The sequence below is a fragment of the Micromonospora sp. H61 genome (assembly GCF_018070325.1).
Classification (GTDB): domain Bacteria; phylum Actinomycetota; class Actinomycetes; order Mycobacteriales; family Micromonosporaceae; genus Micromonospora; species Micromonospora salmantinae.
The window spans coordinates 85,903-108,853 of record NZ_JAGPXY010000015.1 but is presented as its reverse complement, the minus strand read 5'-3'; the positions used below and the strand labels follow the sequence as shown (position 1 = coordinate 108,853).

The following is a 22,951-nucleotide window of genomic DNA, read 5'->3' as shown; positions in this document are numbered from 1 at the left end:
GGTGATCACCTTCCCGACGGACGTGGCGCTGCCGACGACGTATCTCAACGACGTCCGCTTCGACCTGCGGCGGGGCGAGGCGGGGGTCGCGTACATCACCGACTCCGCCGACTCCGGGCCGAACGGGATCATCGTGGTGGACCTGGCCAGCGGAGCCTCCTGGCGGCGGCTGCACGACCACCCGTCCACCAAGGCGGAGCCGCTGACGTCGTTCCGGCCGGTGGTCGAGGGCCGACCGTTCCTCGAACGGCCAGCCGACGGCCCGCCGAAGCCGGTGAGCATGGGCTCGGACGGCATCGCCATCTCCGCCGACGGCGACCGGCTCTACTACTGCCCGCTGGCGTCCCGACGCCTGCACAGCGTGTCCACGGAGGCGCTGGCCGACCCGGGCGTCACCCAGGAGGCGGTCGCCGCCACAGTCGTCGACGAGGGCGACCGGGGCACCGCCTCGGACGGCTTGGAGAGCGACGACGCCGGACGGCTCTACCTCACCTCGTACGAGCACAACGCGGTGCTGCGTCGACTGCCCGACGGCGAGTACGAGACGCTGGTGCACGACCCGCGACTGCTCTGGCCGGACACCATGTCGGTGGCCACCGACGGGTACCTCTACGTCACCGCCAACCAACTGCACCGGCAGCCGCAGTACCAGCTGGGCAAGGACCTGCGACGCAAGCCGTACGCGCTGTTCCGCACCCGCATCGACGCCGGTCCGGTGCTGCTGCGCCGCTGATCAGGCAGGCGCGCTCGTCAGCTGACGGGCAGGGTGCGGTCCAGCAGGTCGAAGAGGGCGGCCCAGTGGCGTTCGGTGGCCTGCTCGTCGTACGCCGGGGTGTCGGCCATCGTGTAGCCGTGGTGCGCGCCGACGTACACCTCGGAGCGGTAGCGCACCCCGGCGGCGTCGAGCGCCTCCTCCAGCGTGGCGATCTGCTCGGGCGTCATCGACTGGTCGGCGTCGGCGTGCCCGAAGTACACCTCGCCGGTGATCGAGCCGACGCCCAGGTGGGGGCTGTCCGGCGCGTCGGTGACGATCCGCCCGCCGTGAAAGCTCGCCACCGCGGCGATGCGGTCCGGGTGCGCCTCGATGGCCCGCAGCGCGTTCGTGCCGCCCATGCAGTAACCGGTCATGGCGACCGGGCCCGGCTGGACGTCGTCGCGGGCGGCCAGGAAGTCGAGGAACGCGGCGGTGTCCCGGTTGATCACGTCGGGAGTCAACGCGCCAACCAGCGGCATGATCTTCTCGAAGAGGGCGGCGCGCTGGTCGGCCTCGCCGAGGCGGGACAGGTCGAACAGCGGTGCCCGGCCGGCCCGGTAGAACAGGTGGGGCGTCAGCACCAGGTAGCCGCGTTCGGCGATCCGCTCGGCCATCTCGACCAGGCGCGGGCGCGGTCCGAAGGCGTCCATGAAGAGCAGCACCGCCGGGAACGGGCCGTCCCCGTCCGGTCGGGTCAGGCTCGCGTCCGCCACTCCGTCGCTGGTCGGGATGTCCACCGTCGTCGTCAGCACCGCGCCTCCTCGTACGCCGATCTTGGTCCGTTCGGAACGTTACTCGCCAGAGCGGCGAGTACGGCACCGGTCCGTCAGCCAGGGACTGCCGATCCCTGGACAAGGCCACCCTGGGCGGTGGCCGGAGCCTGACCCAGTGTTGGTGGCGACCAATAAAGGACACCGTTGACCTGGGGGTTGTCGTGCTCGACCTGACCGTTCCGGAGCTGACCGGAAAGCTCGCCGTGGTGACCGGAGGCAGCGACGGGCTGGGCCTCGGTCTGGCCGCCCGGCTGGCGCGCGCCGGTGCCGAGGTGGTGCTGCCGGTCCGCAACCCGGCCAAGGGCACCGCCGCGCTGGAGGCCGTCCGGGCCGCCGCGCCCGGTGCCGTCGTGTCGACCCGGCCGCTGGACCTCGCCTCGCTGGGGTCGGTGGCCGCGCTGGCCGACACGCTGCTCGGCGAGGGCCGACCGATCCACCTTCTCATCAACAACGCGGGCGTGATGACCCCTCCCACCCGACACGCCACCGCGGAGGGCTTCGAGCTCCAGTTCGGCACCAACCACCTCGGCCACTTCGCGTTGACCGGACGGCTGCTGCCGCTGCTCCGGGCGGGGCAGGCCCGCGTCACCACGATGTCGAGCAGCGCCGCCCGCTCCGGCCGGCTGGACTGGGACGACCTCCAGAGCAACCGCAGGTACGCGTCGATCCGCGCCTACAACGCCTCGAAGCTGGCCACCCTGCACTTCGGGCTGGAACTCGACCGGCGCAGTCGGGCCGGTGACTGGGGCATCGTGAGCAACGTCGCCCACCCGGGCACCACCATGACCAACCTGTACGCGTCCGGCCCCAATCTGGGCCGCAGCCGCCCCTCGCTGCACCACTCGATCATGGGTCGGCTGGCCCGCTGGGGGATCCTGGTGCATTCGGTGGATGCTGGGCTGCTTCCTGCCCTGTACGCGGCCACCAGCCCACAGGCGCAGGGCGGCCGGTTCTACGGCCCGGACGGTGTGGGCCAGTTCACCGGCGCACCAACCGAGTTGACCGTCTACCGCTCGGCGCGCAGCACCGACGACGCCGCCCGGCTCTGGGCTGCCTCAGAGCGGCTGGTAGGCGTCGAGTACCCCGGCAACTGATTGGGGCGCCCCGCCGTGAACGCGGCGTCAAGAAATGGCGGTGGCCCGCGCCCGCTCGGCATCGAGGTGATCCAGGTCGACCCGCTGCTGGTGGCCCCGCCACTTGACCGGGTCGACCCGGCACCCGCCTCCGGTCAGGCACGCACGAAGCGCACCGCGTCCGCGACCACGTGGCCGTCGGTGTCCTCGGTGCGGATCAGCACGCTTCCGTCGCTGCCCGCCGTGAACTGATAGGTGCCCAACGGCACCCACTGGCCGCCGGACTGTCGCTGGTTGACCGTCCGGGTGACCAACCCCCCGGAGTACGCGATGTCCACCGGCACGTTCGTCGCCCGGTTCGGGTCCGCGGTCCAGCGCAACTGCACTGTCCACGACCCGGAGGCGGGAAGTGAAGGGCGGAACCGCAGCCGGTTGACGCCCTTGGCGGTGTTGCCGTCGTGCTCGTAGTCCGGGCCGTAGTAGCCGCCGATGCTGGTGCTGCGCAGCCACGTCCCGGCCCGGGTGATCCCGCTGGACGCGGCGTTGTCCAGGATCACCTCGCTCGTCGAGCCCCACTCCAGCACCGCGCCGTCCTGGCGCAGCCGGGTCTGGAGGGCGGGCACGGAGACGGCCTGCACTGCCAGGTTCCCGGCGAGCGCCAGGGAGGCCGCTGTGGCAGCGGCCTGCCCGAGGATCATGAAGACGGGTTCCATCCGGATCGAGCCGTACGCGATGTGACTCGCCGAGAGACAGACGGGCACCAGCAGGTTGGCGCACTGCGCCTGGTGCGGCACTATCGCGCGGTAGCTCACCGGGTACGGCGCCGGCACGCCGATCTGCACGTCTCCCTCGTTGCGCACCTTGCCGTCGACGACCACCCGCTGACAGTTGTGCGAGTCCATCGTGTAGCTGGCCAGGCCCACCGAGTCGGTGGCGCGTACCCGGCCCCGGCAGTCGGCCTCGGTCATCACGTACGCGGAGATCATCCGGCGTGCCTCGCGGATGTAGAGCATCGGTGGCCAGCCGCCCGTGCCGGTGAACTCGTCCACCGGCAGCCCCCACCGGGCCGTCGAGTCGCGTACCGACGCCGGCAGTCGGGGGTCGTTGGCCAGGAACCACATCAGCCCCTGCTGGTAGGTGCGGTGCTCGGCGATGATGCTCTCCCGCGTGGCCCAACTCGCCGTCGGGTACGCGTAGTTGAAGCCGATGTTGTCTGTCGACACGGCCCCGTTGTTGTTGGAGTCGGTCTTCCCGCCGCCGACCGAGTGGGTGGTGAAGTACGGCCCCGCGTAGCCGGCCTGGATGTGCCGCAGCAGCAGCTCGTACCGGATCGGGTCGTAACCGGACGGTTTGCCGAACGGGATCCGGTTGGCCGCCTGGGTCAGACACATCCGGAAGCAGTACGCCTGGATCTTGTCGTCGCCGCTGCCCTGCGGGGCGAGCGGGGTGGCGGAGATGCCCGGCAGCAGCCCGCTGGCGGGCGAGCCGGCCGTCACGTACGGGTCGACGGGGTAGGCGAACTGGTGGGTGTTGCGCGACTGCACCCCGTTGATCGTCTCGCCGTAGGTGTCATTGGACTCCCGCCCGACGGTGAACCCCACCCCGGCCATGGCCAGCAGATCGCCCTCGTAGGTGGCGTCGACGAACACCCCACCCCGGTAGATCGACCCGTCCTCGGTGCGCAGCTCGGTGATCCGGTTGCCGGTTCGACCGATGCCGGCCAGCCGGGCGTCGACGACCACCGGGACGCCCGCCTCGGCCAGCATCTCGGCGAAGACGGCGGTGGCGACGCGCGGTTCGAAGGTCATCCGCAGCGGTGACGTCGGCGTGAGGGTTCCGCCGTGGTACTTCACGTACACCCGGCGATAGAACTCTGCGGCCAGCCCGCCGATGGACGCCTGGACGCCGGTGTCGGTGGCGCCCAGCCCGGCGGTGCTCAACCCGCCGACGTGGCCGGTGGGCTCCACCACCACTGCGGTGCGGCCGAGCCGGCGCATGGTGATCGCGGCGGCCAGCCCGCCGGAGGTGGCGCCGTAGACGACCAGGTCGGCGGTGGTGACGGCGGCTCGGGCGGGGACGGCCCGGAACGGGTCGGTGAGACCGGCGAGGACGAGGCCGGCACCGCCGGCGACCAGCAGCCGGCGACGGGACAGGGGCAGGGGCAGGGGCACGGACACGGCGGGCTCCCGAGGGGTAACCGGTGAAGGGGACGGTTACAGAAGCACGCCGCTGCCGCTGCGAAAGAAATTCTTCAATCTCTGCCGGCGGGTGTCAACGGTTCACGGCCGGTAGCGGTAACCCATTCCCGGCTCGGTGATGAGGTGGCGGGGGCGGGCCGGGTCGTCCTCCAGCTTGCGCCGCAGCTGGGCCAGGTACTGCCGCAGGTAGTTGGTCTCGTTCTGGTATTCCGGCCCCCACACGTCCTGCAGGAGCTGACGTTGGCTGACCAGCTTGCCGGGGTGACGCAGCAGCTTCTCCAGCACACTCCACTGGGTGGGGGTCAGCTTGACCTCGGTGCCGTCGTCCCGCAGCACGCTGTGGTCGGCCAGGTCGACCGTGTGCTGGCCGATCCGCAGGGCCGGCACCGCTTCGCTGGGCGCGCCGAGGCGGCGGGTCACCGCGCGGATGCGGGCCAGCAGCTCCTCCACCCCGAACGGCTTGGTGACGTAGTCGTCCGCGCCCGCGTCCAGCGCCGCGACCTTGTCCTCGCTGCCGGCCCGACCGGAGAGCACGATGATCGGCACTGTGGTCCACCCGCGCAGGCCCCGGATCACCTCCACGCCGTCAATGTCGGGCAGGCCGAGGTCCAGCACCACCAGGTCGGGCGGGTGGCTGGCGGCGGCCTTCAACGCGGCGGCCCCGGTGCCGGCGACGTCCACGTCGTACCGGCGGGCGCGCAGGTTGATGCGCAGGGCACGCAGGATCTGCGGTTCGTCGTCGACGACCAGGATGCGCGTCATTCCTGCGGCCCCTCCGAGCTGGTCGGCGCGGCGGGCAGCCGCAGCACCATGGTGAGCCCACCGCCGGGGGTGGTCTCCGGGGTGATGCTGCCACCCATCGCCTCGGCCAACCCCCGGGACAGGGCAAGACCGAGACCGACGCCGGTCTGGTTGTCCCGGTCACCGAGGCGTTGGAACGGCAGGAAGACGTGCTCCCACTGGTCCTCCGGAATGCCCGGCCCCCGGTCGATCACCCGCAGCTCGACCTGGCCGGCGTGGGCGCTGGCGGTGATCGTGGGCGGTTGGTCCGGCGGGCTGTACCGCAGCGCGTTGGCGACGATGTTGACCAGCACCCGTTCCAGCAGGCCCGGGTCGGCGGTGGCAGCGGGCAGGTCGGCCGGGATGTCCGTACCGACGGTCGCGGCGGCCGGGCCAAGGTCGTCCAACGCCAGGGGTACGGCGTCCTCCAGGCCGATCGCGGTTGCCGAGATGCCCAGCACGCCCGCCTGGAGCCGGCTCATGTCCAGCAGGTTGCCGACCAGCCGGGCGAGGCGGTCCAGCGACTCCTCGGCGGTCTCCAACAACTCCTCGCGGTCGGACTCGTCGAACTCGATGTCGTGGCTGCGCAGGCTTGTCACGGCCGCCTTCGCGGACGCCAGCGGGGTACGCAGGTCGTGGCTGACCGCCGCGAGCAGCGCGGTGCGCATCCGGTCGGCGGCGGCGAGAGGCCGGGCCGTGGCGGCCTCCTCGGCGAGCCGTTCCTGGCGCAGCGCGACGGCGGCCTGGGCGGCGAACGCCTCGACGATCCGCCGGTCGGCGGCCTCCAACCGCCGGCCGCAGAGGACGACGGTGATCCGGTCGTCGACAGGTACCGCCGTCTCACCACCTTCGGGTGTGCAGGCCGGGCCCTCGCCGACGCTGGCCACGACGCTCCAGGCGTGCTCCTCGCGGGCCCGGTCGGGGCGCCCGCTGGCGTCCTCGGCCAACTCCAGCACGCTCACCGCACGCAGCCCGAAGGTCTCCCGGAGCTGATCCAGTAGGGCGGGCAGCGGACGTTCGCCGCGCAGCACGCCTCCGGCGACGGCGGCGAGGGTCTGCGCGTCGGCGGCGGCCCGCGCGGCCTCCCGGGTACGCCGGGCGGCCACGTCGACGATCCAGCTCACCGCGAGGGCAACGCCGACGAAGACGGCCAGGGCGAGCAGGTTGTCCGCCTCGGCGATGGTCAGCGTGCGGAAGGGTGGGGTGAAGAACCAGTTGAGCAGCAGCGAGCCGCCGAGCGCGGCGACCAGGGCCGGCCACACCCCGCCGACCAGCGCGACCCCGACGACCCCGGCGAGGAACAGCAGGATGTCGTTTGTCAGCGTCAGGTCGGGCAGGGTCCTCAGCAGCACTGTGAGCAGCGGCATGCCCAGCACCGCCAGGCCGAAGCCGAGCAGTCGGCGGCGTCGGGACAGCGCCGCCGGAACGGCCGCCGCCCGCCGGCCCTTGCCGGCCTGTTTGTGGGTGACCAGGTGCACGTCGATCGCCCCGGACAGCGCTGTGGTGGTCACCCCGACACCCCGGGCGAAGATCTGCGCGAGGCGACCACGCCGGCTGGCCCCCAACACCAACTGGGTGGCGTTCACGCCCTGGGCGAAGTCGAGCAGCGCGGCCGGCACGTCGGTGCCGAGCACCTGGTGGTACGTGCCGCCGAGGCTCTCCACCAGCACGCGTTGCCGGGCCAACTGGGCCGGGTCGGCCCCGGCCAGGCCGTCGCTGCGGGCCACGTGCACGGCGAGCAGGTCGGCGCCCTTGCTGCGGGCCGCGACCCGGGCCGCCCGACGGATCAGCGTCTCACCCTCCGGGCCACCGGTCAGCGCGACCACTACCCGTTCCCGGGCCTCCCAGGTGGCAGCGATCCCCTGCTGGCTGCGGTAGCGGTCGAGCTGCTCGTCGACCTTGTCGGCCAGCCAGAGCAGCGCCAGCTCGCGCAGCGCGGTGAGGTTGCCGACCCGGAAGTAGTTTCCCAACGCGGCGTCGATCTTGTCGGGTCGGTAGATGTTGCCGTGCGCCATCCGCCGACGCAGCGCCTCCGGGGTCATGTCGACCAGCTCGACCTGCTCGGCGGCGCGGACGATCTCGTCCGGCACGGTCTCCCGCTGGGTGGTGCCGGTGATCTGCGCGACCACGTCGTTCACCGACTCCAGGTGCTGCACGTTGACGGTGGACAGCACGTCGATCCCCGCGTCGAGCAACTCCTGAATGTCCTGCCAGCGCTTGTCGTGCCGGGAACCGGGCACGTTGCTGTGCGCCAGCTCGTCGACCACCGCGATCTGTGGCCGGCGGGCCAGCACCGCGTCCAGGTCCATCTCGGTGAACGCCGCGCCGCGGTAGTCCATGATGCGGCGGGGCACCTGCTCCAGGTCGCCGAGCATCGCGGCGGTGTGTTGGCGGCCGTGGGTCTCCACGAAGCCGATCACCACGTCGGTGCCGCGCGCGGCCCGCCGCCGGGCCTCCTCCAACATGGCGTACGTCTTGCCGACGCCGGGTGCGGCCCCGAGATAGATGCGCAGTTCTCCGCGTGGCACGGGGACCATCCTCCCTGGTCAGATCGACGGGCGGGGCCGCGCCGGTCGGCACGGCCCCGCCCGCGAGGGTGCTCAGCGTGCGGCGAACTGCTTGTCGAGGGCGAGGTTGAGCTCCAGCACGTTGACGCCGGGCGCGCCCAGGAAGCCCAGCCCACGCCCGCCGGTGTGCTCCTCGACCAGCTTGCGGACCGCCGCCGGGTCCGCGCCGCGCTCCCGCGCGACCCGGTTCACCTGCAGTTCGGCGTACGCCGGGCTGATCTGCGGGTCGAGACCGCTGGCGCTGGCGGTGACCGCGTCGGCGGGCACCGCCGGCTCGGCGAGCGCGTCGCCCCGGATCGGGGTGACCACCCCGCCGGCGGCCACGTAGTCCTCGCCGGGCTGGGCCGGCTCCACAGTCACCCCCTGGTACTCGGGGACGAACGGGGTGGCCGGGGCGGCCTGGTTGACGCTGACCACCCGGGTGACCGGGCCGGTCAGACCGTCGGCGCGGAAGACCGCGAGCACGGCACCTACCCCGTCGTCGGTGCAGTAGGGGCGCCGGCCGTCGACGCCGTTGAGTTCGCCGACCGACTTGCTGCGCCCGCAGACCTGGGTGAGCAGGCTCTCGCTGGACTCCTCCGGATCGGTGGCGATGGTGTCGACCACGCTCTCCGGGCCCAGGTTGCTGGCCGAGGTGGCCGTCGGGTCGTAGCCGTCGCCGGCGGCGGAGGGGCGGGACTGGAAGTACCGGGCGACGGGGTTGCCGTCCGCGTCGGTGAAGGACTGGCCGATCAGCGCACTGCCGACAGTCGTCCCGCCGGAGGAGATCAGCGAGCCGTCGGTCTTGTGGTTGAGGCCGGGTAGCTGACCAACCGCTACCAGGGCCAGCGGGTAGACCAGGCCGAGCAGCACAGTGAAGACGAGTACGGCGCGCAGCGCGGCGAGGTGTTGGGCGATCCAGGTGGGTAGGCGCATCACGAAATCCCCGGGATGAACTGGATGAGCAGGTCGATGAGTTTGATCCCGATGAACGGCACGATGATGCCGCCCAGCCCGTACACCAGCAGGTTGCGGCTGAGCAGCTTCGACGCGGCGGCCGGCCGGTACCGCACGCCCCGCAGGGCGAGCGGGATCAGCGCGATGATCACCAGGGCGTTGAAGATGACAGCGGACAGGATCGCCGACTCCGGGCTGGACAACCGCATGATGTTCAGCGCGTCCAGGCTCGGGTAGAGGCCGGCGAACATGGCCGGGATGATCGCGAAGTACTTCGCGATGTCGTTGGCGATGCTGAACGTGGTCAGCGCGCCACGGGTGATCAGCAACTGCTTGCCGATCTCCACGATCTCGATGAGCTTGGTCGGGTCGGAGTCGAGGTCGACCATGTTGCCGGCCTCCTTGGCGGCCGACGTGCCGGTGTTCATTGCCACCCCGACGTCGGCCTGCGCGAGCGCCGGCGCGTCGTTGGTGCCGTCACCGGTCATCGCGACCAGCCGGCCACCCTCCTGCTCCCGCTTGATCAGCGCGAGCTTGTCCTCCGGCGTCGCCTCGGCCAGCAAGTCGTCCACCCCGGCCTCGTCGGCGATCGCCTTCGCGGTACGCGGGTTGTCGCCGGTGATCATCACGGTTCGGATGCCCATCCGGCGCATCTCGTCGAACCGCTCGCGCATGCCGGACTTGACCACGTCCTTCAGGTGGATGACACCCAGGGCGCGGGCGGGCGCACCGTCGACGTGCTCGGCGACGACCAGCGGGGTACCGCCGGTGCCACTGATCGCGTCCACGATCTCGCCGACCTGCTCGGTGGGGTGACCGCCGTTCTCCCGTACCCACTTCATCACCGCGGCGGCGGCGCCCTTGCGGACCCTGCGGGCCGCGCCCACCGCGCCGGCGTCCACGCTGGCGTCCGGGGTGAGGTCGACGCCGCTCATCCGGGTCTGCGCGGTGAACGGTACGAAGGTCGCGTGCGGCATCACGCCGGGCTCACGCTCGCGCAGCCCGAACTCGTTCTTCGCCAGGACGACCACCGAGCGCCCCTCCGGGGTCTCGTCGGCCAGGCTGGACAGTTGCGCGGCGTCGGCCAGCGTCGCGGGGTCGACCCCCTCGACCGGTACGAACTCGGCGGCCTGCCGGTTGCCCAGCGTGATGGTGCCGGTCTTGTCCAGCAGCAGGGTGTTGACGTCGCCGGCAGCCTCGACGGCCCGGCCGCTCATGGCCAGGACGTTGCGCTGCACCAGCCGGTCCATGCCGGCGATGCCGATGGCGGAGAGCAGCGCGCCGATGGTGGTGGGGATCAGGCAGACCAGCAGCGAGATCAGCACCACGCCGGTGACACCGGAGTCGGTGATCGCCCCACTGTTCGGCGCGGCCGCCTGGTACGCCTTGGAGAAGATGGCCAGCGGCTGGAGGGTGACAACTGCCAGCAGGAAGATGACGGTGAGCGCGGCGAGCAGGATGTTCAGCGCGATCTCGTTCGGCGTCTTCTGCCGGTTGGCCCCCTCGACCAGGGCGATCATCCGGTCGATGAAGCTCTCCCCCGGCTTCTGAGTGATCTTCACGATGATCCGGTCGGAGAGCACCTTGGTGCCGCCGGTGACCGCGCTGCGGTCGCCGCCGGACTCCCGGATGACCGGGGCCGACTCGCCGGTGATGGCCGACTCGTCGACGCTGGCGATCCCCTCGACGATGTCGCCGTCGCCGGGAATGATGCCGCCCGCCTCGACGAGCACGACGTCGCCCTGACGCAGGTCCGGCGCCGGCACCGCCTCGTCGCGGTAGGTGTTGGCCCGCGCGCCCGGCTTCCAGTCGATCAGCCGGGTGGCGATGGTGTCCTTCTTCGCCTGCCGCAGGGTCGCGGCCTGGGCCTTGCCCCGACCCTCGGCCACCGCCTCGGCCAGGTTGGCGAAGACCACTGTCAGCCAGAGCCAGATGGTGATCGCCCAGGCGAACACCGACGGGTCGATCACCGCCAGGACGGTGGTGAAGGCAGCACCGACCTCCACGATCAGCATCACCGGGTTGCGCCACAGCGTGCTGGGGTTGAGCTTGCGTACCGCGTCCGGCAGGGACCGGATCAACTGCTTGGGGTCGAGCAGGCCCCCGCCGATCCGGTTGCCCTGGGTGGCGGGCGTGCCGGGGAGTTGCTCTGTCGGGGCGGACGTGACGGACATGTCCTCGTTCCTCATGATGGTCAGAGCCCCTCTGCCAGCGGACCGAGCGCGAGCGCGGGCAGGAAGGTCAGCGCGACGAGGACCACGGTGACGCCGACGACCATGCCGATGAACAGCGGTCGGTGGGTCGGCAGGGTGCCCTCGGACGCGGGGGTGGGTGCCTGGCGGGCCAGCGAGCCGGCCAACGCGAGCACGAAGATGAGCGGCAGGAACCGGCCCAGCAGCATGCACAACCCGAGCGCGGTGTTCCACCAGGTGGTGTTGACCGTGATGCCGGCGAAGGCGGAACCGTTGTTGTTGCTGGCCGACGTGAACGCGTACAGCACCTCGGAGAGGCCGTGCGGGCCGACGTTGAGCGCCGTGGAGTTGTTGCCGGTGCCGAACGCCGCCGCCGTGCCGACGAGCACCAGGATCGGTGTGATCAGGAAGTAGAGCGAGGCGAACTTGATCTCCCGCGAGCTGATCTTCTTGCCCAGGTACTCGGGGGTGCGGCCCACCATCAGGCCGGCCACGAAGACCGTGATCACCGCGAGGATGAGCAGGCCGTACAGCCCCGAACCGGTACCGCCCGGCGCGACCTCGCCGAGCATCATGTTGACCATCGTCATCATGCCGCCCAGCGAGGTGAACGAGTCGTGGAACGAGTTCACCGCACCGGTCGAGGTGAGCGTGGTGGCGGCGGCGAAGGTGGCCGAGTTCGACACGTCGAACCGCACCTCCTTGCCCTCCATCGCCGCGCCGACCGCCTGCGGCACCGTGCCGTGACCGGCCAGCTCGAAGATGTTGGTGATGGCGACGCTGAGGAACGCGAGGATGCCCATCACCGCGGCGATGGCGTAGCCCTGCCGGTTCTGCCCGACCATCCGGCCGAAGACCCGGGGCAGGCTGAACGGGATCAGCAGGAGCAGGAAGATCTCCAGCCAGTTGGTCCAGGTGGTGGGGTTCTCGAACGGGTGCGCGCTGTTGACGTTGTAGAAGCCACCACCGTTGGTGCCCAGCTCCTTGATCACTTCCTGGCTGGCGACCGGACCACCGGTGATGGTCTGGGTGCCACCGGTCAGCGTGCTCACGTCGGTGCCGCCGGACAGGTTCTGCACCACGCCGCCGATCATCAACACGATGGCGCCGAGCACCGCGATCGGCACGAGGATGCGCAGCACGATCCGGGTCAGGTCGACCCAGAAGTTGCCGAGCTGCCCGGTGCGGCTGCGGGCGAAGCCGCGTACCAACGCGACAGCCACCGCGATGCCGACCGCCGCCGAGGTGAAGTTCTGTACGGCCAGACCGGCCATCTGCACCAGGTGGCCCATCGTCGACTCACCCGAGTACCACTGCCAGTTCGTGTTGGTCACGAACGACACGGCCGTGTTCCACGCGCCGTGCGGCACCACCGGGTCGAGCCCCAGCGACAGCCACAGGTGGTTCTGCACCCGCTGGAACAGGTACAGGAACAGGATCGAGACCGCGGAGAGCGCCAGCACGCTGCGGGCGTACACGCCCCAGGTCTGCTCGGCGGCCGGGTTGACCCCGACCAGTCGGAAGATGCCCCGCTCGACCCGCGACTGCCTCGTGCCGGAGACCGCCCGGAACATGTAGTCACCGAACGGCTTGTAAACGGCGACCAGGGCCGCCACCAGCGTCAACACGAAGATGACGCCTGCTGTTGTCGTGGTCATCAGAAGCGCTCCGGGAACAGCAGGGCGAACACCAGGAACGCGCCCAGGACGACCGCGAGCACCAGACCGACGGCGTTGACGGCGTTCACAGCTTCTCCACCGCCCGGACCACCAGGGCGAGCACTGCGAACAGCACCACCGTCAGGACCACGAAAACCACGTCAGACACGCTGACTCCTCAGCCGGAAAGGTTCGTCGCGACCGCCTTCCGGTCGCGCCGGGCAATCAAAGCCCCACCACCCGCCGGACGGCAGGGGTCATAACGCGACCATGACGGCGGCGAACCTTTTCTTGACGTGGTTTTCACACCTACCCACTGAACAGGTGAAATGCGGCACAGAGCACCGGTGGTCCGCGAGGTCAAGACGGGTGGTCCGCCCTTTGCTCTGCACCCGCGGAGGCGACACTCACGGTCTGTAGCTGGTGCCTCCGCGGGTGCAGAGCAAAGGGGAATGCAGGAGAGAGACCACGCGCGACCCGGATGGGATGGCTCATGGCGCGGCGGGGCGGAGGTGCGAGCCCGTCAGGCCGGGCGGCGGGCCACCAGCACGTCGCGCATGATCGACTGGTCCACCCGGTGCCGCAGCGCGCGGTAGGGCTCGGCGTCGACCACCGTCAGGCCGGCGTCGGCCAATGCCGCCGCCGCGTCGTCCCGACTGGCGACGTGGGTGTTCCAGGAGATCCCGAGCGCACCACCGGGGCGCAACAACCGGGCCCAGACCGGCGCGGCGTCTGCGAGCAACGCCAGCGGATCGCGGGTCAACCCCTGCCCAGCGGTACGACTGCCGTGCTGCACGCCGTACGGCGCGTCGGCGACGACCAGGTCGACGGTCTCCGGGCGGAAGAACTCCGCCGACCGGGCGGTGTCGGCGTTGACCACGTCCAGCAACTGCGTCTGGCCGGCCTTGTGCTCCTCGCGGGTCGGCGCCAACTCGATCCGCACCCGCCGGCCGACCACCTTGCGCTCCCGGCGCACCGGCCCCGACTCCAGCACCCGGTGCTTGACCCGCTTCTGCTTCAGCCAGGTGGTGATGAACGCCCGGTACGCCTCGACGTCCTTCTGGTCGCGCTCGATCCCGGCAGCGTCGAAGCCGTACATCAGCGCCTGGTTGAGGGTGGTGCCCCGACCGCAGAGCGGGTCGAGCACCCGGAACCGGCGGCTTGTCATCTCGGCGGCCCAGTCCGAGGCGAGCAGGGTGACGTTGAGCAGCAGCTTGGTGAACTGCTCATTGGTCTTGCCCGGGTACTTCTGGATGGTGAGCAGATCGTCGTCGTAGCGGTCCAGGCGGGTCCACTCGATCGGTCGCAGCAGCTCGCCGACGATCTCGAACAACGCGTACCCGGCGGAGAGGTTGCCCAGGACGGCCAGGTCACGCTCGGTCAGCCCGTCGCCGGTGAACGTGATGTAGGACGCCCCTCCCACGACCTCGGTGTTCAGCTCGCCGATCCGGCCGTCCAGCGCCGAGCGGCCGAAGATCTCCAGCTCGGCTCGGGTGAGGTCGACTGCGGCGCGGGCGTACACCCGGTTGGTGGCGGGCAGGATCAGCAGGCCGTAACGCGTCATGATCCGGCGAGTATTCCACAACCAGTCACTGTCGCCGGGAACCGGAGCGGCTGCCGGAGCGACTACTGATACATGGGGTGTGAGCAGTGGCGGGAGGTCCTGTCCGCGCAGCTGGACGGGGAGGAGACCGCCGCCGAACTGACGGCGGTGCAGGGGCACCTGGACGGGTGTGCCGAGTGCCGGGCCTGGTTCACGGCGGCGGCCGCGGTGACCCGTCGGGTTCGTACCCGATTGGTGGTCGAGGTGCCCGACCGGACGGCGGCGATCCTTGCCGCCGCCAGCGCGGCCCCGGCCCGCCGTTCACGGTGGCGGCGCGGCCCGCTGGTCGCCGGCCTGCGGAAGGTGCCCGGACGGGGCCAGCTCGCCGCCGGGTTGCGTGCGGCGTTCGGACGTGGCCCGCTCGTCGCCGGCCTGCGGTCGGCGCTCGGGCTGCTCGGCGCGGTGCAACTGGTGCTCGGCCTGGCCCAGGTGGGCCGGGGCGCGACCGCCGACCACCTGCACCCCACCGGCCAGCACCTGTGGCACGAGTCGGCGGCGTGGAACGTGGCAGTGGGCGCGGGCTTCCTCTTCGTGGCGCTGCGCCGCAGCCCACCCGCCGGTCTGCTGCCGATGCTCAGCGCGTTCGTCGGCACGTTGCTGCTGCTGTCGGTAAACGACCTGGCCACCGGTTCGGTGGGCGGGGAACGGCTGATCAGCCACGGCTTCCTGGTGGTCGGCTACCTGATCACCGTGCTGCTGTCCCGGCCCGGGCTGCGCCCCGGTGGCCCGGCACCACAGCGGCAGCCGACACCGTCGCGCTGGCGGTTCGGGGCCGACGAGGTGGACCGGCCGCTGCGGGTGGTACGCCCCGAGTCCTATCCGGCGCAGGCGGCCGACCGGTACGCCGCACCGGCGGCGCATGCCGGCCAGGCCGCTCCGGCGGCTCGTACCGGCCAGGCCGGCGACCGACGCGCCGCCTGAGCGACCGGCGCCCTTCGGCGGACGGCGGTCAGCGCTCAGCGGCCCCGGCGTTCAGCGCTTGGCGGCCCCGGGCGGTCAGCGCTCAGCGGCCCCGGCGGTCAGCGCTCTGGTCGCGTCGGTTCGCGGTCGGCGAGGACCTGCGGGATGACCTGCTCGACGATGGTCAGCAGGGTCGTGGTGAGCAGCAGGTGCACCTGGGCGCGGGTCAGCGCGCCACGCTGGAGCCATTCGCGGGCCGTCGAGGTCGCCAGACCCCCGTACGCCCGGACCATCCCGCGCAACTCCTCGCGGTGCTCCGCCTCGCCGGCCAGCCCGACGGCGACCAGCATGCGGTCCGCGGCGACCTCCTCGGCCTCGGCGAGCACCCGCTCCACGTCGGCGTCGCCGCCCATCCCCCGGGCGGTGACCGCCGCCAGCCACGAGGTGCTGTGCCGGGAAACCACGTCGAGGAACCAGGTGACGCTGGCGTCGACCCGGGTCCGGAGATCACCCTTGGGCAGCCGCTCCAGGGCAACCTCGGGGATGGTCACCATGACCCGGACGACCTCCAGGTACAGGTCCTTCTTCGCACCGAAGTAGTGGTTGACCAGCCCGCGAGCGACACCAGCCTCGCGGGCGACGTCGGTGGTCGACACGTCCGCGTACGGGCGCTCGCCGAACAGCCGGACCGCGCAGGCCAGGATCTGCCCACGCCGGGCGTCCGGCTCCAGCCGGCGGCGGCGCGGAGCCGTCTCGACACTCATCTGCCCGACCCTATCGACAGCCCACCGGTCGGCCGCCGTTCCTCACCATGATCACTTGATGCCCAGTAGTCGTCAGAGCTGCCTCTGAGCTACTCAGCATCTTATTGACATGCTGCCAACAGCGCGCGAGGGTGGTGCACATGCCGACCCCCCCGCCCGACGGCTCCCCCTCCCCCTGGCGCGAGCCGGAGCATGACGACCTGGCCGAGCTGGCCCGCGCCTTCTTCACCAAGGAGGTGTTGCCGCACGCCGAGCGCCTGCTGACGCAGGGCCATCCGGACCGCGAGCACTACCGGCGCGCCGGCGAGCTGGGGCTGCTCGGCCTGTCGGTCCCGGAGGAGTACGGAGGTGGGGGCGGCGGGTTCACCCACGAGGCGGTGCTGCTGCACGAGCAGGCGTACGCCGGGGAGAGCAGCCTCGGCCTGGCCGTCCACAGTGGCATCGTCACCGGTTACCTGGTGGCGTACGGCAGCGAGGAACAGAAGCGACGCTGGCTGCCCGGCCTGTGCAGCGGTGAGCTGGTCGGCGCCATCGCGATGACCGAGCCGGACGGTGGCTCCGATCTTCAGGCGATGCGCACCCGGGCGGTCCGCGACGGCGACGACTACCTGGTGACCGGCGCGAAGACGTTCATCACCAACGGTGCTCTGGCCGATCTGGTCATCGTGGCCGTGAAGACCGACCCCGAGCAGCGGGCGTCCGGCGTCTCGCTGCTGATCTGCGAGGTGGGTGGCGACCCGGCGGGGTTCCGGCGAGGCCGACTGCTGTCCAAGATCGGCCTGCACGCCAACGACACGGCGGAGTTGTTCTTCGACGAGTTCCGGGTGCCGGCGTCCAACCTGCTCGGCGGTGCCGAAGGGCTGGGCTTCATCCAGCTCATGCAGCAGCTTCCGCAGGAGCGGCTGGTGATCGGCGTCGGCGCGGTGGCGGCCATGGAACGGGCGGTCGCGCTGACCGTCGCGTACGCCAAGGAGCGCACCGCCTTCGGCAAGACCCTGATGGGTCACCAGAACACCCGGATGGTGCTCGCCGAGTGCGCCACCCGCGCCCGGGTCAGCCGCGTCTTCCTGGACGACTGCATCGTCCGACACACGCGTGGCGACCTGGACGTCTCCACAGCGGCGATGGCGAAGTCATGGCTCACCGACGGACAGTGTGAGGTCGTCGACCGGTGCCTTCAGCTCTTCGGCGGCTACGGCTACACGACTGAGTACCCGATCGCCCGGATGTACGCCGACGCCCGCGTCCAGAAGATCTACGGCGGCACCAACGAGATCATGAAGGAGCTGATCGCCCGTGCTCTCTGAGGCGTACGTCTATGACGCGGTCCGCACCCCGCGCGGGCGCGGCCGGGACACCGGCGCGCTGCACGGGGTCAAGCCCATCTCCCTGGTGGTCGGCCTGATCGACGCGTTGCGGGAGCGCAACCCCGGCCTGGACGTCGGCCGGCTGGAGGACCTGCTGCTCGGCATCGTGACCCCGGTCGGCGAGCAGGGTGGCGACCTGGCCCGGGCCGCCGCGCTGTTGGCCGGGCTGCCCGACCAGGTGGGCGGGGTGCAGCTCAACCGGTTCTGCGCCTCCGGGTTGGAGGCGGTCAACTCCGCCGCCGCCCGGATCCGCTCCGGCTGGGAGCATCTACTGCTCGCCGGCGGGGTCGAGTCGATGTCCCGGGTGCCGATGGGCTCCGACGGCGCGGCCTGGGCCACCGATCCGCAGACCGCGCTGGCCACGTCGTTCGTGCCGCAGGGCGTCAGCGCGGACCTGATCGCCACCCTGGAGGGCTTCACCCGCGACGACGTGGACGGCTACGCGCTGCGGTCGCAGGAGAGGGCCGCCAAGGCGTGGGCCGGCGGGTACTTCGCCCGCTCGGTGGTGCCGGTCCGCGACGGCAACGGACTGGACATCCTCACTGTCGACGAGCACCCGCGCCCGGAGACCACCCGGGAGGCGCTGGCCAGGCTCACCCCGTCCTTCGCCACGATGGGTGAGGCGGCCGGCTTCGACGCTGTCGCGTTGCAGAAGTTCCACTGGCTGGAGGCCATCGAGCACGTCCACCACGCGGGCAACTCGTCCGGCATCGTTGACGGCGCGGCGCTGACGCTGATCGGTTCGGAGCAGGTCGGTCGGGATCTCGGCCTCACCCCGCGCGCCCGGATCGTCGGCGCGGCGGTCACCGGCGCGGACCCGACGCTGATGTTGACCGGCCCGATCCCGGCCACCCACAAGGCGCTCGCCGTCGCCGGGCTCACAGTCGACGACATCGACCTGTTCGAGATCAACGAGGCGTTCGCCGCTGTGGTGCTCAAGTACGTCCGTGACCTGGGCCTCGACCCGGACCGGGTGAACGTCAACGGCGGCGCGATAGCGCTCGGCCACCCGCTCGGCGCGACCGGAGCGATGCTGCTCGGTATGGCGTTGGACGAGTTGGAGCGGCGTGACCTGCGCCGCGCCGTGGTGACCCTCTGCATCGGCGGCGGCATGGGCGTCGCCACCGTTCTCGAGCGCTGCTGACCGGGGAGGACGACAATGACCAACACCATCCGGTACGACCGCGGCGCCGACGGCATCGTCACGCTCACCCTCGACGACCCCACCCAGTCCGCCAACACGATGAACCGGGCGTACGCCGCCTCGATGAGCGTCGCCCTGGACCGGCTGGAGGCCGAGCACGATCTCGCCGGCGTCATCGTGACCAGCGCGAAGTCGACCTTCTTCGCCGGCGGCGACCTGCCCGAGATGATCCGGGCCACCCGCGCCGACGCGCCCGACCTGGCCGCCCTGCTCGGCACCATCAAACGGGACCTGCGCCGGCTGGAGACGCTGGGCCGACCGGTGGTCGCCGCGGTCAACGGCTCGGCGCTCGGCGGTGGCCTGGAGATCGCGCTGGCCTGCCACCACCGGATCGCACTGGACGCCCCCGGCAGCCGGCTCGGGTTGCCCGAGGTGACGCTGGGCCTGCTGCCCGGGGCGGGCGGCGTCACCCGGACCGTGCGGATGCTCGGCCTGGCCAGCGCGCTGACCACGGTGCTGCTCACCGGCCGGCGGATGCGCCCGACCGACGCCCTGTCGGTCGGGCTGGTCGACGAGGTGGTCGCCACGCCCACCGAGCTGCTGGAACGGGCGCGGGCCTGGATCGCGGCGAACCCGCACCCGGCGCAGCCGTGGGACCGGCCGGACTATCGGATGCCCGGCGGCACCCCGGCCAGCCGTTCGCTGGCCGCACAACTGCCCGCCTTCCCGGCGACGCTGCGCAAGCAGCTCAAGGGTGCCCGGCTACCCGCGCCCGAGGCGATCCTGGCCGCCGCCGTCGAGGGCGCACAGGTCGACCTGGAGACCGCCCTGACCGTGGAGACCCGGCACCTGATCGGCCTGCTCACCGGGCAGGTCGCCAAGAACATGATCGGTGCGTTCTTCTTCGACCTGAAGGCCGTCAACGGTGGCGCGGCCCGACCGGCCGATGTGGACGCCGCACCGGTACGCCGGCTGGCGGTACTCGGGGCCGGCATGATGGGCGCGGGCATCGCGTACGCCTGCGCCAAAGCAGGGCTGGACGTCGTGGTCAAGGACGTCACGCCGGAGGCCGCCGGCCGGGCCCGGGAACACGCCGAGCGGCTACTGGCCCGCGCGGTACGCAAGGGTCGCACCACCGAGGCGGACGCCCGTGCCGTACTGGACCGGATCACCACCACCGACCAGGTGGACGCGCTGGCCGGCTGCGACGTGGTCATCGAGGCGGTCTTCGAGGACCCGGCGCTGAAGCAACGGGTCTTCGCCGAGGTGCTGCCCGTGCTGGCGCCCGACGCACTGCTCGCCTCCAACACCTCCACCCTGCCGATCACCGGGCTGGCCGCCGGCGTGGACCGGCCGGCGGACTTCATCGGCATGCACTTCTTCTCTCCGGTGGACCGGATGCCGCTGCTGGAGATCGTGGTCGGCGAGCGGACCGGGGACGTGGCGCTGGCCCGTGCGTTCGACCTGGGCCGGCGGATCGGCAAGACCCCGATCGTGGTCAACGACGGCCGGGGTTTCTTCACCAGCCGGGTGATCGGCAAGTTCATCGACGAGGCGGTCGGCATGGTCGCCGAGGGTGTCCCCGCCGCATCGGTGGAGCAGGCCGCCCTCCAGGCCGGCTACCCGACCGGGCCGCTGGCGCTGGCCGACGAGGTCAGCCTCACGCTGATCCAGCGGATCCGCCGCCAGTTCGAGGCGGCCAGCGAGGAGTTCCGCCCGCTTCCGGCGCACCGCCTGGTGGACGAGTTGGTCGACGCGTACGACCGGCCGGGGCGCGCCGCCGGACGCGGCTTCTACTCCTACGACGACGGCACCCGGGGCCGGCTGTGGCCCGGTCTCGCCGACCTGATCACCGACGCGGGTCGGGCGGTGCCGTTCACCGACCTCCAGGAACGGATGCTCTTCGCCGAGGCGCTGGACGCGCTGCGCTGCCTCGACGAGGGGGTGCTGCGCACCGAGACCGACGCCAACATCGGCTCGATCTTCGGCATCGGCTTCCCGGCGTGGACGGGCGGGGTGATCCGCTACGTCCGGCAGTACGCGGGCGGCCCGGCCGGCTTCGCGGCCCGTGCCACCGAGTTGGCCGGCATCTACGGCGACCGGTTCACGCCCCCCGCCGACCTGGCCGACCGGCTCGCCGCCCTCCGGGCCGAACCGGCTGACGTCGCATGACGGCGGCACACGGCGGGCCGCTGGCCGGGGTGCGGGTGGTCGAGCTGGCCAGCCTCGCCCCGGCGCCGTTCGGTTGCATGGTGCTCGCCGACCTCGGCGCGGACGTGGTGCGGGTGGACCGGCCGGGCGCCCCCGGAGCGGGCCGGCTGTCCGCACCGACCAGCGGGCCGCTGCAACGCGGGCGGCGGGTCACGGCGCTGGACCTGAAGTCCCCGGCCGGGGTGGCGGACCTGCTGCGCCTCGCCGACCGCGCGGACGTGCTGGTCGAGGCGTACCGGCCGGGGGTGGCCGAGCGGCTCGGCATCGGGCCGGAGGTGTGCCAGGCCCGCAACCCCCGACTGGTGTACGCGCGGATGACCGGCTGGGGTCAGGACGGCCCGCTGGCAGCCCGAGCCGGGCACGACATCGACTACATCGCGGTGGCCGGGGCGTTGGAGCCGCTGGGGCGGGCCGGCGAACGCCCGTACGCGCCGATGAACCTGCTCGGCGACTTCGGCGGCGGCGGGATGCTGCTCGCCGTCGGGGTGCTGGCAGCGCTGCTGGAGCGGGAGCGCTCCGGCTTCGGCCAGGTTGTCGACGCGGCGATGGTGGACGGCTCTGCGCTGCTCACCTCGTTCCTGCACGGGCTGCTCGGCACCGGCCTGTGGGCCGCCCCGCGCGGGCGCAACATGTTCGACGGCGGGGCGCCGTTCTACGACACGTACGCCACCGCCGACGGTGGATTCATGGCGGTCGGCGCGATGGAACCGGCCTTCTACGCCGTACTGCTCAGCGGCCTCGGCCTCGCCGACGACCCGAACCTGCCCGCCCAGTACGACCCGAGCGGCTGGGACGAACTGCGCCGCCGGTTCACCGATCGGTTCGCCGAGCGCACCCGGGACGAGTGGACGGCGGTCTTCGCCGACCTGGACGCCTGCGTCGCGCCGGTGCTCGCCCCCGGCGAGGCGCACGCGCACCCGCACAACGCGGCCCGGGGCACGTTCGTCGAGGTGGGCGGCGAGATCCAACCGGCCCCCGCGCCCCGCTTCGACCGCACGCCGACCGCACGGCCAACCCCGGCGCCAGATCCGGAGCAGGACGTCCTACCCGTCCAGGAGATCCTCACCGGCTGGAAGTGAACTCGGCGATCAGGGGTCGCGCCGCTCCACAGGGGACGTGGTGGGGCAGCCACGCAGGCGCCGCGTTGATACCGTCGCTCTTGATCGTGGACTGCAGACCCGAAGGGGACGAGCATGGCGAGCGGAATCGACCCGGCCGGCCTCAGCCGCTCACTCGAGGAGGCCATGCGCCTGCTGAGCCAGATTCCGGGTTCAGCCTCGGCGCAGCCGGACGACGTCGATGAGCAGGACGACAGTGCCGCACCCGCCGTCGATCAGCTGACGGGGCGGGGCACCGGCGGGAACGGTCTCGTCGAGGCGGAAGTCTCCGCCTTCGGTGCCCTGCAGACCCTGGTGATCGATCCGAGCCTGTCCCGGGCCGGCACCGGGGCCATCGCCGAGTACGTCCTGGAGGCGGTCCAGGCAGCGCAGGCCGACGAGCGGGCCCGCAGAGCTGAGCTGACGGCGGCCGCTCACGTCGACACCGTGGCCCTCGGCAAGCAGCTTGAACGTGTCTCGGAAGACGCGTTCCGGGGTTTCCAGCAGATGATCGGCGACCTGGACGTCGTCACCCGCCGGACAGGCCAGCGCTGAGTCATGTCCGACGGGATCCAGGTCGACCTCGACGCTCTCCACGGCGCGGCGGCGTCGCTCGCGACAACCGGCCAGCAGCTCGGCGCGGAGATCGCCAGTCTTGAGTCGACTGTCAACGGGGCGGGTAACCCGTGGGGTGACGACGAGGCCGGCTCGCTGTTCGGTGCCGCGTACGTGGAAGTTCTGACGCACGCGCTCGACGTCTACCGGTCGATGGCCGACCAGTTGTTGGAGGCCGCCGGGAACCTCGACGCCAGTGCCGACGCCCACGAGGCGACAGACATCGCAAATGCCGAACTCTTCACGCGGATGGAGCTGCCCAGTGGGTATGCAGCTCCCTCCTGAACTCGCCGAGGCCCTGGGATGGGTCGGGTTTACC

The 22,951-nt window shown here is 71.6% G+C and carries 19 protein-coding genes; 9 read left to right on the top strand and 10 right to left on the bottom strand.

The genetic code is table 11. The features are described 5' to 3' along the window. A partial coding sequence (locus KBX08_RS10835) for an L-dopachrome tautomerase-related protein (protein ID WP_210782930.1) occupies positions 1 to 733 on the top strand: 733 nt, incomplete at its 5' end. 17 nt (positions 734 to 750) lie between these two features. Here the strand turns inward: KBX08_RS10835 and KBX08_RS10830 are convergent. After that, positions 751 to 1,506, bottom strand: coding sequence for a dienelactone hydrolase family protein (locus KBX08_RS10830; RefSeq protein ID WP_210782928.1), 756 nt, complete (start codon positions 1,504 to 1,506; stop codon positions 751 to 753). 182 nt (positions 1,507 to 1,688) lie between these two features. On the opposite strand from KBX08_RS10830, the gene KBX08_RS10825 reads away from it, so the two are divergent. Then, positions 1,689 to 2,621 carry an SDR family oxidoreductase gene (locus tag KBX08_RS10825; RefSeq protein WP_210782926.1) on the top strand — a complete coding sequence of 311 codons (933 nt, stop codon included), beginning with the start codon at positions 1,689 to 1,691 and terminating at the stop codon, positions 2,619 to 2,621. A gap of 134 nt (positions 2,622 to 2,755) precedes the next feature. Here KBX08_RS10825 and KBX08_RS10820 read toward each other — a convergent pair whose 3' ends face one another. The 8 genes from KBX08_RS10820 to KBX08_RS10785 form a co-directional block, all read right to left on the bottom strand. Beyond that, positions 2,756 to 4,777 carry an FAD-dependent oxidoreductase gene (locus KBX08_RS10820; RefSeq protein ID WP_307850508.1) on the bottom strand — a complete coding sequence of 674 codons (2,022 nt, stop codon included), beginning with the start codon at positions 4,775 to 4,777 and terminating at the stop codon, positions 2,756 to 2,758. Positions 4,778 to 4,879: 102 nt separating this feature from the next. Then, complete coding sequence (locus tag KBX08_RS10815; protein ID WP_210782924.1) at positions 4,880 to 5,560, bottom strand: response regulator; 681 nt, start codon at positions 5,558 to 5,560, stop codon at positions 4,880 to 4,882. After that, complete coding sequence (locus KBX08_RS10810) at positions 5,557 to 8,106, bottom strand: DUF4118 domain-containing protein (RefSeq protein ID WP_210782922.1); 2,550 nt, start codon at positions 8,104 to 8,106, stop codon at positions 5,557 to 5,559. Before KBX08_RS10810 ends, KBX08_RS10815 begins: the two co-directional genes overlap by 4 nt. 72 nt (positions 8,107 to 8,178) lie before the next feature. Then, on the bottom strand, positions 8,179 to 9,060 hold the full coding sequence (locus tag KBX08_RS10805) for a potassium-transporting ATPase subunit C (protein ID WP_210782921.1): 882 nt from the start codon (positions 9,058 to 9,060) through the stop codon (positions 8,179 to 8,181). Next, positions 9,060 to 11,255 (bottom strand): potassium-transporting ATPase subunit KdpB, encoded by a 2,196-nt coding sequence (gene kdpB, locus KBX08_RS10800; protein ID WP_210782919.1) that lies wholly within the window; start codon positions 11,253 to 11,255, stop codon positions 9,060 to 9,062. Before kdpB ends, KBX08_RS10805 begins: the two co-directional genes overlap by 1 nt. 20 nt (positions 11,256 to 11,275) lie before the next feature. Next, entirely contained in the window at positions 11,276 to 12,931 is a 1,656-nt protein-coding gene (kdpA, locus tag KBX08_RS10795) for a potassium-transporting ATPase subunit KdpA (RefSeq protein ID WP_210782917.1), read from the bottom strand. Beyond that, entirely contained in the window at positions 12,931 to 13,020 is a 90-nt protein-coding gene (gene kdpF / locus KBX08_RS33735; RefSeq protein ID WP_036410889.1) for a K(+)-transporting ATPase subunit F, read from the bottom strand. The genes kdpA and kdpF overlap by 1 nt, the downstream gene beginning before the upstream one ends. 434 nt (positions 13,021 to 13,454) lie before the next feature. After that, a complete protein-coding gene (locus KBX08_RS10785) occupies positions 13,455 to 14,495 on the bottom strand; it encodes a TRM11 family methyltransferase (protein ID WP_210782915.1) in 1,041 nt (346 codons plus the stop codon). A gap of 72 nt (positions 14,496 to 14,567) precedes the next feature. Between KBX08_RS10785 and KBX08_RS10780 the strand changes: the two genes are divergently transcribed. Then, positions 14,568 to 15,455, top strand: a complete 888-nt coding sequence (locus KBX08_RS10780; RefSeq protein WP_210782913.1) for a zf-HC2 domain-containing protein — start codon at positions 14,568 to 14,570, stop codon at positions 15,453 to 15,455. A gap of 98 nt (positions 15,456 to 15,553) precedes the next feature. Here KBX08_RS10780 and KBX08_RS10775 read toward each other — a convergent pair whose 3' ends face one another. Then, positions 15,554 to 16,198 carry a TetR/AcrR family transcriptional regulator gene (locus tag KBX08_RS10775; RefSeq protein ID WP_210782912.1) on the bottom strand — a complete coding sequence of 215 codons (645 nt, stop codon included), beginning with the start codon at positions 16,196 to 16,198 and terminating at the stop codon, positions 15,554 to 15,556. A 140-nt stretch (positions 16,199 to 16,338) separates the two neighbouring features. Here KBX08_RS10775 and KBX08_RS10770 point away from each other — a divergent pair, with 140 nt between their 5' ends. The 6 genes from KBX08_RS10770 to KBX08_RS10745 all read left to right on the top strand — a co-directional run bounded on the left by KBX08_RS10770 (position 16,339) and on the right by KBX08_RS10745 (position 22,917). Beyond that, positions 16,339 to 17,505 carry an acyl-CoA dehydrogenase family protein gene (locus tag KBX08_RS10770; protein ID WP_210782911.1) on the top strand — a complete coding sequence of 389 codons (1,167 nt, stop codon included), beginning with the start codon at positions 16,339 to 16,341 and terminating at the stop codon, positions 17,503 to 17,505. Continuing rightward, positions 17,495 to 18,709: an acetyl-CoA C-acetyltransferase gene (locus KBX08_RS10765; protein WP_210782909.1), complete on the top strand. Its 1,215-nt coding sequence runs from the start codon at positions 17,495 to 17,497 to the stop codon at positions 18,707 to 18,709. The genes KBX08_RS10770 and KBX08_RS10765 overlap by 11 nt, the downstream gene beginning before the upstream one ends. Before the next feature lie 15 nt (positions 18,710 to 18,724). Beyond that, positions 18,725 to 20,881, top strand: a complete 2,157-nt coding sequence (locus tag KBX08_RS10760) for a 3-hydroxyacyl-CoA dehydrogenase NAD-binding domain-containing protein (RefSeq protein ID WP_210782907.1) — start codon at positions 18,725 to 18,727, stop codon at positions 20,879 to 20,881. After that, a complete protein-coding gene (locus KBX08_RS10755; RefSeq protein ID WP_210782905.1) occupies positions 20,878 to 21,999 on the top strand; it encodes a CaiB/BaiF CoA-transferase family protein in 1,122 nt (373 codons plus the stop codon). The genes KBX08_RS10760 and KBX08_RS10755 overlap by 4 nt, the downstream gene beginning before the upstream one ends. Positions 22,000 to 22,113: 114 nt before the next feature. Further along, positions 22,114 to 22,572, top strand: a complete 459-nt coding sequence (locus tag KBX08_RS10750; RefSeq protein WP_210782903.1) for a YbaB/EbfC family nucleoid-associated protein — start codon at positions 22,114 to 22,116, stop codon at positions 22,570 to 22,572. Between the two features lie 3 nt (positions 22,573 to 22,575). Then, a complete protein-coding gene (locus tag KBX08_RS10745; protein ID WP_210782901.1) occupies positions 22,576 to 22,917 on the top strand; it encodes a WXG100 family type VII secretion target in 342 nt (113 codons plus the stop codon). Positions 22,918 to 22,951: the final 34 nt, after the last annotated feature.